Here is a 609-nt window from a genome sequence, read left to right as displayed (position 1 = left end):
GGTGTCGACGTCGGTCGCGATCGCCCGGCGGGCGCCGACGGTCGCGCGCTCCTTGGGGATCTCGGAGAACGGGTCCCAGTTGAAGAACCGGCAGGCGTTCTGCCAGGTGATCTTGTCGATCTCCTCGTCGGTCGCACCGGCGTTGTTCAGCTCGTTGAGCACGAACTCCGGCGCGTCCGGCCAGATCGAGTCGGCGTGCGGGTAGTCGCACTCCCAGGCGATGATGTCGATCCCGATCTCACGGCGCAGCTTCAGCGACGTCGGGTCGGTGACGTAGCAGGCGAGTGAGTGGTCGCGGAACACCTCGCTGGGCAGCTTGCCGCCGAAGTCGCGGCGCAGCCAGCGCTGGTTGGTGTAGTGCCGGTCGCAGCGGTCCAGGTAGAACGGGATCCAGCCGATGCCGCCCTCGGAGAAGGCGAACTTCAGGTCCGGGTAGGTCCGCATCGCCGGGCCCCACAGCAGGTCCTGCACAGCCAGCGACGAGATCTGGCACGCCAGGATGATCAGGTTGTCGATCGGCGCGTCCGGGGCGAGCTTGAGCGCGCCGAAACCGGTGCCGATGTGCAGGCACATCACCATCCCGGTGTCGGACAGCGCCTCGAACACCGG

Annotated in this window: 1 protein-coding gene; it reads right to left on the bottom strand. The window is 67.5% G+C overall.

The window, feature by feature from the left end:
* Positions 1 to 609, bottom strand: a 609-nt coding sequence (locus tag AC559T_RS15380; protein WP_498869176.1) for an amidohydrolase family protein, incomplete at both ends; no start/stop codon positions are given.

It is taken from the genome of Frankia sp. Hr75.2 (genome assembly GCF_949319125.1).
In the GTDB taxonomy this organism is placed as follows: Bacteria; Actinomycetota; Actinomycetes; order Frankiales; family Frankiaceae; genus Parafrankia; species Parafrankia soli.
Note: the sequence above shows the minus strand (reverse complement) of the source record. Positions and strands in the feature narration are given on the sequence as shown.